Source organism: Novosphingobium rhizovicinum (assembly GCF_040813635.1).
GTDB lineage: Bacteria > Pseudomonadota > Alphaproteobacteria > Sphingomonadales > Sphingomonadaceae > Novosphingobium > Novosphingobium rhizovicinum.
Genome location: NZ_JBFNXR010000019.1, coordinates 158789 through 171855, shown reverse-complemented (window position 1 = coordinate 171855; position 13067 = coordinate 158789). Strand labels below are relative to the sequence as shown.

The 13067-nt window shown below is 62.2% G+C and carries 12 protein-coding genes; 7 read left to right on the top strand and 5 right to left on the bottom strand.

The genetic code is table 11. From position 1 onward, the window contains the following. Window positions 1-33 precede the first annotated feature (33 nt). Entirely contained in the window at window positions 34-648 is a 615-nt protein-coding gene (locus ABUH87_RS03660) for a TetR/AcrR family transcriptional regulator (RefSeq protein WP_367769668.1), read from the bottom strand. A gap of 78 nt (window positions 649-726) precedes the next feature. Between ABUH87_RS03660 and ABUH87_RS03655 the strand changes: the two genes are divergently transcribed. The 6 genes from ABUH87_RS03655 to ABUH87_RS03630 all read left to right on the top strand — a co-directional run bounded on the left by ABUH87_RS03655 (window position 727) and on the right by ABUH87_RS03630 (window position 7451). Continuing rightward, window positions 727-2187 carry an efflux transporter outer membrane subunit gene (locus ABUH87_RS03655; protein ID WP_367769665.1) on the top strand — a complete coding sequence of 487 codons (1461 nt, stop codon included), beginning with the start codon at window positions 727-729 and terminating at the stop codon, window positions 2185-2187. Next, on the top strand, window positions 2180-3358 hold the full coding sequence (locus ABUH87_RS03650) for an HlyD family secretion protein (protein ID WP_367769656.1): 1179 nt from the start codon (window positions 2180-2182) through the stop codon (window positions 3356-3358). Before ABUH87_RS03655 ends, ABUH87_RS03650 begins: the two co-directional genes overlap by 8 nt. Next, entirely contained in the window at window positions 3358-4920 is a 1563-nt protein-coding gene (locus ABUH87_RS03645; protein WP_367769653.1) for a DHA2 family efflux MFS transporter permease subunit, read from the top strand. The genes ABUH87_RS03650 and ABUH87_RS03645 overlap by 1 nt, the downstream gene beginning before the upstream one ends. Before the next feature lie 41 nt (window positions 4921-4961). Then, complete coding sequence (locus ABUH87_RS03640) at window positions 4962-5564, top strand: DUF938 domain-containing protein (RefSeq protein ID WP_367769650.1); 603 nt, start codon at window positions 4962-4964, stop codon at window positions 5562-5564. Between the two features lie 91 nt (window positions 5565-5655). Further along, a complete protein-coding gene (locus ABUH87_RS03635; protein WP_367769647.1) occupies window positions 5656-6612 on the top strand; it encodes an aldo/keto reductase in 957 nt (318 codons plus the stop codon). Continuing rightward, window positions 6609-7451, top strand: coding sequence for an alpha/beta fold hydrolase (locus ABUH87_RS03630; RefSeq protein WP_367769639.1), 843 nt, complete (start codon window positions 6609-6611; stop codon window positions 7449-7451). The genes ABUH87_RS03635 and ABUH87_RS03630 overlap by 4 nt, the downstream gene beginning before the upstream one ends. 38 nt (window positions 7452-7489) lie before the next feature. Here ABUH87_RS03630 and ABUH87_RS03625 read toward each other — a convergent pair whose 3' ends face one another. Both ABUH87_RS03625 and ABUH87_RS03620 read right to left on the bottom strand, forming a co-directional pair. Beyond that, window positions 7490-8737: a cytochrome P450 gene (locus tag ABUH87_RS03625; RefSeq protein ID WP_367769636.1), complete on the bottom strand. Its 1248-nt coding sequence runs from the start codon at window positions 8735-8737 to the stop codon at window positions 7490-7492. A gap of 22 nt (window positions 8738-8759) precedes the next feature. Beyond that, on the bottom strand, window positions 8760-9086 hold the full coding sequence (locus ABUH87_RS03620; protein ID WP_367769633.1) for a 2Fe-2S iron-sulfur cluster-binding protein: 327 nt from the start codon (window positions 9084-9086) through the stop codon (window positions 8760-8762). 145 nt (window positions 9087-9231) lie between these two features. Between ABUH87_RS03620 and ABUH87_RS03615 the strand changes: the two genes are divergently transcribed. Next, window positions 9232-9879, top strand: a complete 648-nt coding sequence (locus ABUH87_RS03615; protein WP_367769630.1) for a TetR/AcrR family transcriptional regulator — start codon at window positions 9232-9234, stop codon at window positions 9877-9879. A 15-nt stretch (window positions 9880-9894) separates the two neighbouring features. Here ABUH87_RS03615 and ABUH87_RS03610 read toward each other — a convergent pair whose 3' ends face one another. After that, the gene (locus tag ABUH87_RS03610) at window positions 9895-10827 is read right to left on the bottom strand and encodes a 1-phosphofructokinase family hexose kinase (RefSeq protein WP_367769626.1); all 933 of its coding nucleotides are present in this window, start codon (window positions 10825-10827) and stop codon (window positions 9895-9897) included. 141 nt (window positions 10828-10968) lie between these two features. Beyond that, on the bottom strand, window positions 10969-13047 hold the full coding sequence (locus tag ABUH87_RS03605) for a putative bifunctional diguanylate cyclase/phosphodiesterase (RefSeq protein ID WP_367769623.1): 2079 nt from the start codon (window positions 13045-13047) through the stop codon (window positions 10969-10971). Between the last annotated feature and the right edge of the window lie 20 nt (window positions 13048-13067).

Genomic DNA, 13067 nt, shown 5'->3' with positions numbered 1-13067 from the left:
ACAGGCGCTCGCTTCCCGTGATCGGGAGACGTGCTAGCTTTGCGGCTGCTCTGGCGCATCCTCGTATCGTGAGAGCTTGAGATGGGCAATGAAGTCATCGACGAACTGCTCAGCTTCCTCCGGCGCGACAGGCTCCGGCCGGGTAAGCATCTGCGAGCGCCAGCCGACCAGGGCCGATATCGTCAGCAGGGCTACACGCTGCGCTTCACTGCGGGGCAAGCCGGTGGCCATGAAATCCGTCAGGTAGTTGAGAACTTTCGCAGGACCGCGAACGTGGAAGACGGCGTTCAGTTCTGGAAAGCGGCCGCCTTCGCCCATGATTAGCCGGAACAGGCTGATCGACTGTGGCCGCATGAGCGTACGCAGGAAACGCAGGCAGTAGCTGTGAAGCGCAGCGACGGAGAACACCTCGTCAGTCGTGGCGCCCTCCATCTCGGCAGCGAAGCGTGCAACCTGCTCATCCACGACGGCGCTGAACAGCTCTTCCTTCGACGCGAAATGGCCCCAAAGCGTAGCCTTCGAACCACCGAGCTCGTCGGCGATGGCTGACATGCTGGTGGCCGCATAGCCCTGTTCCAGGAAGGATCGCGTGGCGACCTCCACGATCGTGGCGCGGCGCTTCTGCCGGTTCAGCTCCCTCTTTCCCATGATATTCTGCATAGCTGTACTGGGTAGTACACTTTGTTATTGACAGGGGCAATGCAGAATACGATCTGCAGCGTACTGATGAGTACACCTTTCCTCTCTCGAGTCGGTACGCCTGGGCTCCTGGCGATTACCTTGGCACTCTCCGCATGTGGCATGCCCGAGCTCGGTCCCAGACCGCAGATCCGCGCGCCCGCTTCGCTTGAAACAGCTCGGACTTTCGCAACTGCCGAGCAGGTCGCCGCGTGGCCGCAGGAGGACTGGTGGAGAGCGTACGGTGACCCGCAACTGGACGCTTTGGTGGCGGAGGCGCTGGCAGGCTCTCCCAGCGTTGCTGCCGCGGAAGCGCGCATCCGTCAGGCGCGTGGCGCCGCCGACGTGGCCGGAGCGCAAACTCTGCCGCAGATCGGCGGGCAAGGCACCGCAGGTGTCGTCAAGCAGAGCTATAATAACGGCATCCCCTCAGAGTTCGTCCCGAAAGGGTGGAAGAGCAGAGGCGATCTGGCGCTGACCGGCGATTTCGATCTGGATCTCTGGGGGCGCCGTCGTTCTCTGCTGGCCGCGGCCACGTCGCAGGTCGATGCTGCGATGGCTGAAGCGAGCCAGGCTCGGCTGCTGATCGCAAGCAATGTGGTGTCCTCCTACTTCGATCTTGCCCGGCTGCTCGCCCGCGAGGCGACGCTTTCGGAAGCCCTGCAATCGCGTGAGAGCCTGGGCGCGCTCACACGTAGCAGGGCCGAGAAGGGCATCGAAAATCAGACCCCGGTCAGGCAGACGGAAGCAGAGACTGCGCGCGCGCGCATAGTTCTGTCGGCCAATCGCGAGCAAATCGCGGCAAGACGGCACGCGCTTGCTGCGCTGTTGGGTGCGGGCCCCGATCGCGGCCTGAGCATCCAGCCGAGTTCGCTTCTGCAGGCAAGCGGGACGGCGCTGCCTGAAAATGCAGGAATAGCGCTGGCCGGACGCCGGCCTGACATCGTTGCTGCACGGTTGCGTGTGGAGGCTGCGGGCAAGCGGATCGATGTCGCAAAGACCGCGTATCTGCCGGACATTTCTCTTCGCGGGTTGATCGGGCTGACTTCAATTGGTCTGTCCAACCTTATCGATTCTGGCTCCACCTACGGCAATGCTGGTGCGGCGTTCAGCCTCCCGATCTTCGATGGCGGCAGGCTGGGCGGAGAGTACCGTAGAGCGCGAGGGGATTTCGATCTGGCTGTTGCGGACTACAACGCGACTGTCGTCGACGCTCTGCGCGAAGTGGCCGACGCGTTGGCCGCTCGTGAGGCGGCGCAGACGCAGGCACGAGACGCTCAGCTGGCGGTAGCGGCAGCAGACGCAGCCTACGAACTCGCGCGGAAGCGGTACGATGCCGGTCTATCCAGCTACATCGAGGCGCTCAGCGCCCAGCAACTCGCGCTTGCATCGCGTGAGACCGCAATCGACGCGCAATTCCGTATTCTCGCCAGCGAAGTGGCTCTGAAGCGCGCGCTCGGGGGCGGATACGAAGAACACACGAAGGAAAAGGTTTCGACAGATGAGTGACATCCAGCACGACCAGCCCGCTGGTGAGCCGCAGGGAGTCGCGGGAGCAGGCGAACCGTCGGCCGCTGTCGTCGACAAGTCGAAGCGCCGCCCGCTTATCATCGCCCTCCTTGTGGTGGTCGTGGTGATCGGCGGTCTATTTCTGTTGTACGAGACCTTTATCGGCAGCCGCTCGGTCACGACGGACAACGCATATGTTGCTGCGGAAAACGCGCAAGTGACGCCCTTGACCGCAGGTCAGGTCGTTGAAGTCTCCGTGGTCGATACGCAGCCCGTTCGACGCGGTCAGCTGCTCATGCGGCTTGACGATGAGGACCAGCAGATCGCCGTCGCGCAGGCGGAAGCCGAACTCGCCTTGGCTGAGCGTCGGTACACGCAGTCCCGCGCGCAGGGATCTGCAGCAGGAGCTTCTGCCGATGCCAGGGAAGCGGCCGTGCCAGAGGCGCAGGCGCGGCTTGCCTCGGCCCAGGCCGACCTCGAGAGGGCTCGCGCGGATTACCAGCGGCGCGCTTCATTGGAAGGCAGCGGCGCTGTGTCGGCGGAGGAACTCACCCAGGCGCGTAATGCGTTGTCCGCTAGCCAGGCAGCGGTAAGCCAGGCCCAAGCCGCGCTCAGCCAGGCACGCGCCGATGCGATCAGCGCCCGGCGCAACGAAGCTGCCACCGTGGCCTTGACCCAGGGCGTGCCGATGGACGAAGCTCCCGAGGTGCGCAACGCACGGGCAAAGCTGCAACAGGCGAAGCTGAATCTCGCCCGCACCGTCATACGCTCGCCGATCGATGGTATCGTGGCACAGCGGTCCGTGCAGGTCGGGCAGCGCGTGACGAACAGCACCGTGGCGATGGTCATCGTTCCGCTGGAGCAGCTCTATGTGGACGCGAACTTCAAGGAAGATGAGCTCGGCAAGGTTCGCAGCGGGCAGGATGTTGAGCTTACGTCCGACTTCTATGGAGACGATGTTGTCTATCACGGGAAGGTCATGGGCTTTGCCGGGGGTACCGGTGCTGCATTCGCCCTGATTCCGGCGCAGAATGCCACCGGCAACTGGATCAAGGTCGTGCAAAGGCTCCCCGTGCGTATTTCGCTCAATCCCAAGGAATTGCGCGAACACCCCCTCCGCGTCGGCCTGTCCATGGAAGCTACGATTGATCTGACGAGCGGCCGCCGCTGATGACTGCGCGCGCAGCGGCCCGGGGGTTGTTCGAGCCATCAGAGGCTCCGCAACCCTTCAGCGGTGCCAAGTTGATGATCGCCGGCCTTGTGCTGGCATTGGCGAACTTCATCGTCGTTCTCGACCTGACGATTGCGAACGTCTCGGTGCCGCACATCGCCGGGGGGCTTGCCGTTTCGGTCTCGAGCGGGACCTGGGTCATTACGTCCTACGCCGTTGCGGAGGCGATCTGCGTCCCCTTGACGGGATGGTTGGCCGGGCGCTTCGGAACGCTACGCACGTTTGTCTTCTCGCTCCTGGGCTTTGGCGTGTTCTCGGTGCTCTGCGGCCTGTCCGAAAGCCTTGGCATGCTGGTGCTGTTCCGCCTCGGCCAGGGTTTCTGTGGCGGCCCCCTCATGCCGCTGACGCAAACCTTGCTGCTGCGCATTTTTCCTCGCGAGATGCACCCCAAGGCCATGGCGCTTTGGGCTATGACCGTGGTTGTCGCTCCGATCCTGGGGCCGATCCTGGGTGGCTGGATCAGCGATGACTGGTCCTGGGAATGGATATTTTTCATCAACGTGCCGATCATTGCGGTGATCTTCTTCGGGGTCGTCACGCTGTTGCGCGGTGTTGAGACGCCCACCGTGAAGAAACCGATCGACGGTGTCGGACTTGGGCTTCTCATTACCTGGGTCGGCGCTTTGCAGCTGATGCTCGACAAGGGACGGGAGGAGGACTGGTTCGCGTCTCCCTTCATCGTGGGTTGCGCTGTTGTGGCCGCGATCTTCTTCGCACTGTTCCTGATCTGGGAGCTGACCGAGGAGCACCCGATCGTCGATCTCAAGGTGTTCCGCCATCCGGGGTTCACGGCGGCGACACTCTCTCTGATCCTTGCATTCGGCACGTACTTTTCATCGATCGTCGTCATTCCGCAGTGGCTGCAGACATCGCTGGGCTATACGGCCACCTATGCAGGATACGTGATGGCCTTCAGCGGCGTGCTTGCGGTAATCATGTCGCCCCTGGTGCCGGCGTTGATGAAGCGTGTGGACCCGCGTGTACTCGTATTCACCGGGATTGCCTGGCTTGCAGTCTGTTCGCTGCTGCGCTCGCTATGGTGGACCAGCGACGCAACCTTCTGGACTCTGGCGCTGCCGCAACTGCTGCAGGGCGCAGGCGTGGCGCTCTTCATGGTGCCGCTCACCACGATCAGCCTCGGTTCGGTGGAACCGCGCGAGACTGCATCGGCTGCGGGCATGGCGAATTTCGGCAGGACATTGGGCGGCGCCATCGCGACGGCTATCGTCACCACGTACTGGAGCAATCAGTCGCGCGACGATACGGCACAGCTCGCGGGCGAGTTGCACGGCGCCCCAGAACTGCTCACCGAGCTGCAAGGGCGAGGCTTCAGTCTTGAGCAGGCGCGGGCGGTCCTCGAACAGGTGGTGACCCAGCAGGGCACTGCTGTCGGCACGACGCACTTGTTCATGGTGGCTGCCGTAGTGCTGCTTCTCGCGGCCTCGGCGATCTGGCTGGCGCCACGGCCACGCAAAGGAGTTGGTCCGGCGGCCGCGCATTAGGCGAGACTTGCACATGCATGGGAATGGGCTAATCGATCCCCATGCATGATGCGCGCCGCCAGGCTCCCGCCGTTGCCCGAAATCGGGATGCTATCCTGCGAGTGCTGCACGATGTCCTGCCACCCAAGGGTCTGGTGCTGGAGATCGCAAGCGGGACCGGTGAGCACGCGGTCCACTTCGCGCGCGCTCTTCCAGAGCTTACCTGGCAGCCGACCGATCCCTCTCCAGAAGCCCGCGAATCCATCTCGGCGTGGCGGGCGGAGGCGCAGCTCGATAATCTGTCAGAACCTTTGGAGCTCGACGCCGCATCTGCGGAGTGGCCGCTCGACCGGGCCGACGCGATCTTGTGCATCAACATGATCCACATCAGTCCCTGGGAGGCGACGATCGGCCTGATGGCTGGCGCGCAGCAGTTGCTTTCACCTGGAGCGCCGCTCGTGCTGTACGGCCCCTATCTTCGCTCTGATCGACCGCTGGAGCCAAGCAATGCTGCGTTCGACGCGGACTTGAAGGCTCGTGATCCTCGCTGGGGATTGCGGAAACTTGACGAGGTTACAGACATGGCCAAGGCTCATGGGTTGAGCCGTGACGGCGTTGTCGAGATGCCAGCCAACAACCTCACGGTGATATTTCGCCGCTGCTGAGCTGGTCGCGCAGATCGACCGCAGGTCTTTTGCACGCGGTGTCGGGATGTGCTCTGCTGGCGCCGATTTCGCGGACAGGAGAGGACAGATCATGCAGATGCGCGAACTGGGCGGTGGCCTCAAAGTTTCAAAGCTGGGCCTAGGGTGCATGAGCATCAGCGGCGCCTATGGTGAGCGGCTGTCGCAGTCGGATGCCAATGATCTGCTCTTCGCGGCCTATGAGAAAGGGATCACGCTCTTCGATACGGCTGAGATTTACGGTCCATACCTCGGCGAGGAGATGGTTGGACGTGCGATCGCACCGTTTCGCGAGAAGGTGGTGCTGGCTACGAAGTTCGGCTTTCAGATCGACCCTGAAACTGGCCGCGCGAACGGGCTGAACAGCCGCCCTGAGCATATTCGCGAAGTCGTCGAGGCTTCGCTCCGGCGGCTGGGTACTGATAGCATCGACCTGCTCTATCAGCACCGCGTCGACAAGGACGTTCCGGTCGAGGACGTCGCGGGGGCGGTGCGTGACCTGATCGCGGCAGGTAAAGTGCGTTGGTTCGGCATGTCCGAAGCCGATCCGGAATCGATCCGGCGGGCCCATGCGGTGCAGCCTGTTGCAGCGCTGCAAAGCGAGTACTCGCTTTGGTCGCGACAGATTGAGGCGGAGGTACTGCCGACAATCCGCGAGCTTGGTATCGGGCTGGTGCCATACAGTCCGCTGGGCCGGGGCTTTCTCACAGGCACGGTCCAGCCAGGAACTTTGGCGGCGGACGATTTCAGAGCGAACATGCCGCGCTTCCAGACCGAAGCGGGCCAGGCCAACCTGCAGCTTGTTCAGGCGTTGGCGGACCTCGCTAGTCGCAAGGGGTGTACGTCCGCACAACTGGCGCTCGCCTGGGTGCTGCACCAGGGAGAGGACGTGGTGCCGATCCCCGGGACCCGCAGGATCGAGCGGCTGGGAGAGAATGTCGCAGCTTCCGACCTTTCGCTGTCCACCGACGATCTCGCTCTGATCGAGCGGGCGGTGCCGGTCGAGCAGGTCGTGGGAGACCGTTATTGATCGACGCTATGCTAGAGCCGCCCGCTGCCATTCAATCTCTCCAGAAGAGAGCGGAGAGGGTCGAGACCCCCTGCGGCGATGGAACCGTTGTCTGGCATGTCTGGGGAGAGGGCGAGCCGCTCGTCCTCGCTCATGGCGCGCAAGGCTCTTGGCAGCACTGGATCCGCAATATCGAGAGGCTTTCAGAGAGCCGGAAAATCATTGCAGTCGATTTGCCAGGCCACGGCGAATCGGCGCTGCCGGATACGCCCGATCATACCGGAATTGCGAAAGCGCTCGCCGAGGGGCTTGCTGGCATCCTTGGGGATGGAAAACCGACGGACCTGTGCGGGTTTTCGTTCGGCGGAGTGGTCTTCGCACATCTTGCAGCCTTCTACCCCGATGTGGCGCGGCGGCTGATCCTGGTAGGCTGTGGGGGGCTCGGAACGCCCAATGGCCATGTGACACTCAGGAGCGTGAGTGGCCTTCGAGGGGAAGAGCGAGAAGCTGCGCTGAGGGCGAACCTGCTCGGCTTGATGCTGCACCACCCGGAGAGTGCCGACGCGCTCGCTGTGCACATGTTGCTGCCCAATGCGAAGCGGGCGCGGCTGTTCGCTGCCGACATGGTCCTGCCAGACAAGCTCCTGCAGATCCTGCCGCGTGTGCGATGCCGGGTAGACGCGATCTGGGGTGAATTCGATCGTCCGCATCCGGAACCGGCTGTGCAGGAGGCAGCTCTGCGCTCGGTATGCCCCGGCGCTCAGTTCGAGGTAGTAAGCGGGGCAGGGCACTGGGCCATGTACGAGAGGCCAGAGGCGTTTGAGCATGCCTTGGCCAAGGTGCTGTCAATTCCGGCGTAGCGCCGCTCCGGCTTGTGGCCGAAGCGGCGCGATGCGGCTTACCAGACGAGCGGAAGGTGCTCCGGACCAACGACGCCGCCGGGCCGGTATTCGATTTCCGTCCCCGGCTTCACGGAGAACTCAGGAATGCGCTTCAGCCATTCCTGCAGCGCAATCTTCACTTCCAGGCGAGCAAGGTGCGCGCCCATGCAGCTGTGCACGCCCACCGTGAAGGCGAGGATCGTCTTGCGAGGACGGTCGAAGTCCACTTCCAGCGGGTTCGGGAACACGTCGGGATCGAAGTTGCAGGCTGGCAGCACGCAGGTGATGCGATCGCCCGTCTTCATCTGGGCGCCACGCATCTCGTAATCTTGCGCAAGTACGCGTCCGGAGAACGTCACTGACCAGCGGCGAAGTAGTTCTTCGACCACCTTGTCGATATCATCTGGCCGTTCGATGATCTCGCGGCGCTTCTCCGGATGTTCGGCAAGGTAGAGCCAGATATTGTTCAGCGTTGCGAACACCGTGTCGAGACCGCCGATGAACAGGAAGCAGACGAAGCCGAAGATCTCCTTGTCGGAAAGCGGCACGCCGTCCGGGGCTGCGTGGGCAATGCGGCTGACCACACCGTCGTCCGGATTCGCCTTCTTCTCGGCGATCGCTTCCTTGAGGTAGGACGTGATCTTCTGCATGGCGCTGCCCATGATCGCGCGATCATTGGAGTGCAGAAGCTCCACAGCCCAAGAGACGAACGTATCCCGCATCGACTGGGGCAGGCCCATGATGTCGAGGAACACAGAAACCGGCAGCGGGCGACCGTACTCCTCAGTGAACTCGCACTCACCCTTTGCGATGAACTCGTCGATGAGGTCATTCGCCAGCTTGCGGATCTTGTCCTCTAGCTGGAGCACTCCCTTGGGGCTGAAGAGCGGATCGACGATGTTGCGATACTTGCGGTGGTGCGGCGGATCGATTTCGATCGGGATGAAGTAGAAGTAGTCATCCGGATCGCGCGGAAACGGTGTGGCGCCTTCGTTCGAGAAGATCTCCGGATGGCGCAGTACGAACAGCGCGTCCTCGTGCTTGATCGCGTTCCAGGTGTTGCCGAACGGAGAGACATCGTACCACAGGGGCGGGTACTCTTCGTGCAGCTTCGCCATGAAGTCATGTGGAGCTTTAAGGAACTCCGGACCAAACGTGATTCCCGCGGAGCGGATCATATCCTGAGGGACATGCGCGGGGATCTGATCGACACCAGCGCGGCGCGGCAGTGTCGGCGGTACGGGATTGGCGGCGTCGATAGGCATGTTCTTCCTCCCCTTCGTCAGCTCAGTACTGGGTCTCGGGCATGTGGATGACCAAGCCGTCCAGCGCCTCGGTAACATCCACCTGGCAGCTTAGGCGGCTGTTCGGGCGTATCTCGGCCGCAGCGGACTCAAGCAATTCCGCCTCAGCTTCCAAGGGGGGCGGCCCAACCTTATCGGTCCATTCCTCGTCGATGTAGCAGTGGCAGGTCGCGCACGAGAGACCGCCTCCACATTCGCCGACGATCTCTTCTATTCCGTTGTAGAGCGCACCACGCATGATGTTCTCGCCCACCGGCACGTCGACCTCCGTCTTGCGACCATCGTGAGTGACGTACGTAACCTTTGGCATCTTTCTCTCCTATGAGAACGCTGTTCTCAACATTAGACGGCGACTCCGGTGAAGTCAACTCGTGTGGTGCGTCGCGCATTCTTCTCCCTGAGGTGGATCAACTCACGCTGGACCCGATTTGTGATCGAGCGTAACTCTTGGCTGCATGGCAACCATCATCTCACAGGAAACGAGCAGCTTCGGTAGCGACGACAAAGTCGAACGCACGCAGCTGCTTGTTCGTACGGCGAATGAATTACTGGACGAGAATGGCCTTGAGGGTCTGACGATCCGAGCTGTGCTCACGCGCTCCGGCTTGGCCCGACGCGCGTTTTACGAGCAGTTCGACGGAAAGGATGATCTGGTTCTTGCGGTTTTCGAGCGGACGCTGAGGTTCGCCGCAGACCATTTCAGTATCGAGGCGCAAAAGGCAGGCGACCCTGTTGAGGCACTGCGTCGCATCGTAACCGGGCTCGTGCTTGGTCAACTTGGTTTTGGCAGCACAGAAGCAGGACGTCGCAGTGCAGCGCTGAGTCGTGAGCACTTACGGCTCGCCGAGTCCCGGCCGCAGGACCTGCAAGTGGCGATCAGTCCGCTCGTCGCCCTTATAGCCGAGCAGATTGCTCTTGGGGTAGAAAAGGGAACCTTGCGCAGCTGCGATGCTCGCCTGCAGGCGAGCCTACTCTACAACTTCGTTGCTGCAACGCTGCACGTCGAGTTGCTTGCGGAGGAGGGCGGTGTGCCCGATCTGGGCAAGCGGAAGGAGCTCGCCGACGCGATCTGGGAATTCTGCTACCGCGCTGTGATAGCCTGAAGCGGTAGCTCGAACTTAGCCTCCGCAGATCTGCGCATGCAGGCGCTGGATATCTTCGGGATCGGCAAGTCCCGTGCCTGGAGACAGCACTGCGGCTGACCCCGCGGCCATTCCGAAACAAAACGCTTCAAGTTCATCGCGCCCGTTCGCTAGCGCATGAACCATCGCCGCAACGAAACTGTCGCCAGCGCCCACCGCGCTTTTGGCCTCGATTTCAGGGGCGGGAAGGAAGGATGGCCCTTCAGCGCGTGCGAGCACGGCGCCCCGGTGCCCCAGAGTGACTGCAACCAGCCGCGCTTTGCCGGCTTCGACGAAGCGCATGGCCTCGACGCCGATCTCTTCGATGCCTTCCAGCTCTCGACCCACCAGAGCGGCAAGTTCACCCTGGCTGGGCTTCACCAGAAGCAGACCGCCGGCCTCCAGCCCAGCTGCCAGCGCATCGCCTGAGCTGTCGAGAACGACAGGGGTTCCACTTTCGCGGGCGACTGCGGCCGCACGGGCGTAGAAGTCGGCAGGAACTCCAGACGGCAGCGAGCCGGAAAGCACTAGCGCGTCGAGCGGCAGTGCGGCGGACAGCGAGTCCAGGCAGTCCTGCCACTCCGACTCCTTGATTGTCGGTCCGGAAGGGGTGAATCGGTATTCCTTCCCGGTTTCCAGCTCATGCACGGCAGAGGCGATCCTGGTCGTGCCCGCAATGGGTATGCGGCAACATCCCAGCCCGAACTCGGACAGTAGTCGCTCCAGCGTCGGCCCCGTAGCCCCGCCGGCAAGATAGAAGTTGAGTGCCTCTCCGCCCAAACGCTTGAACACGCGCGCGACGTTTATGCCGCCCCCACCCGGTGCGTACTGCTCGTTCGTTGTGCGCATCTTGTGGGTGTGCTGGACCCGCGCGACGTCATACGAGACGTCGATCGTGGGATTCATGGTGAGCGTGGCGATACGTGGCATGCGTGAGCGGTTCCCGTCATCGTTTTGCGTCCGTCCGGCTGAACAAGCCGGATCGACCAAGGGCGTCAAGTCGCAACGGGGAAAGCGGACGTAGGCTGCAGGTTTATCGCTGGTCCGGCGCAAACACTCGGCAGGACGGAGCTACGCTTGCGCCGAAAGCTCTTCTGCTGCGGCAGGACGTCCGAAAAGGAAGCCTTGCCCTTGCATGCAACCCTCGTCGCGCAAGTAGTCGCGAACCGAGGGGTCTTCTATGCCTTCGGCCGTAACCGTAAGTCCCAGGCTCTTTCCGAGGCCAATAACGGCTCTGATGACTGCTCGCGACCTGTCCTCATGCTGCAGTTTCAGGATGAATGACTTGTCGATTTTGATCTTCGTGAAAGGGTAGTTCAGAAGATAGCTGAGCGAGGAGTAGCCGGTGCCAAAATCATCGAGCGAAATGCCAATGCCGAACGCACGCAAGTTTCGGATAATGGCTGCGGGACGGGGGCCTTTCTCCATCAGCACAGCTTCGGTGATTTCCAGTTCGAGGCGCTCGGCCGGCAGGTTCGCGGCGCTGAGAGCGCCGATCACTGTGCTGATGAGGTTCCCGTTGCGAAATTGCAGCGGAGAGACATTGACCGCCAACTTGATGTGCTCAGGCCAGTCAGTCGCTTGGCGACAGGCGGTCTGGAGCACGTAGCGGCCCACCGCCTCGATAAGGCCCATCTCTTCGGCGAGAGGTATGAAAACATCCGGCGAGATGTCCCCACGTACCGGATGGTGCCAACGCAGCAGGGCTTCATAACCTTCGATGGCGCCACTCTCTAGGTTTACGAGCGGCTGATAGTGAATGCGCAGCTCTTTGTTCTGGAGTGCTTTGCGAAAGTCGATCTCAAGCCGCGTCTTCTCCTGCGCGGCTGCGTCCATCCCGCTTTCGAAACTGCGACATGTACCACGCTTCTCCGCTTTGGCGGCGTAGAGCGCCAGATCGGCATATCTCAAGAGCGTCTCAGGGTCGCTGCTGTCGTACGGCGAGGTTGCGAAGCCTACGGTCGCGCCGATGTGCAGCACATTGCCTTGGACCAGGAAAGGCTGAGACAGAGCGGTGATGATCGAACGTGACACGATCTCCGCCTGAGTGCGGCTCGATCGACTGAATATGAGGGCGAACTCATCCCCCCCTATGCGGCACAGGAGCGAACTTGCCGGGACCAGTTCGCGCATCCGGCGAGCAGCGTCGGTCAGCAGGGCATCGCCCAAGTGATGCCCATACGTGTCGTTTACTGCCTTGAAGTGATCAAGGTCGATGAGGGCCAGGGTCACCGTCTCTTCACCTGTCGCATTCTCGAGAAGGTGGCGCAGATGTTCGCGACAATGCGTACGGTTGGCCAACCCGGTCAGCTCGTCATGCCGGGCCATATACGCCATGCGCTGCTCGATACGGCGACGGGCAGTGATGTCGAAAACCGAGATGATCGTCGCGGCGTAGCCCTCGAGCTGCGAAAGTCTCGTCGAAATCACCGCCTCCGTGATTTCGCCGTTTGCTTTTCGCATCTGCCAGGCCTGGCTCTGTTCGCTGAAGTCCAAGGACAGCATGTGCTCTGCCCGGGGCCACTCGCACTCAGTGAACAGGGTATGGGCGGCACAACCCTGAAGTTCCGTTAGCGGATAGCCGAAGTATTCGGCCGCAGCGGGGTTTGCCGAGCGAATGCGGCCGCTGTCCAGATCGTAAACAAGCATCGGGACCGGATTGCGTTCGAAGAGGAGGCGAGACGCCTCTTCGCTCTCCCGCAGCTCCGTGATGTCTACCCGCAAGCCGATGGTGCCCCCATCGGACGTCTGGCGTTCCTCAATGAGAATCCGGCGTCCGTTTGCGAGTCTCTGCTCGTGCCTGGAAGCCGGCGCCGCCATGCGCGCCAGCCGCTCCTGCAGCCACTCTTCCTCGCGCCCGACTGCTTCGGGATAGTCGCCGCGCTGAACCCCGACGCGCAGCGTGTCGGCGAATCGCACGCCGGGCGCCAGCAGGTCAGCGGAAACGGCGTAGATCTCTGCGTATTGCTGGTTCCAAAGGATGTATCGGCCCTCTGCATCGAGGAAGACGATGCCCTGGGGTAACAGGTCGATGGCTTCGCGCAGGCGCTGTTCGGCGCGAGTGGCCGCCTTCATGGCTTCTTCCAGTGACTGGAAGGCGTGCATGTCAACGGCGCCGGCCAGAGCGCCTTCATCGAGTTCGAGTTTCATCTGCGCCCCAATATTCCGAG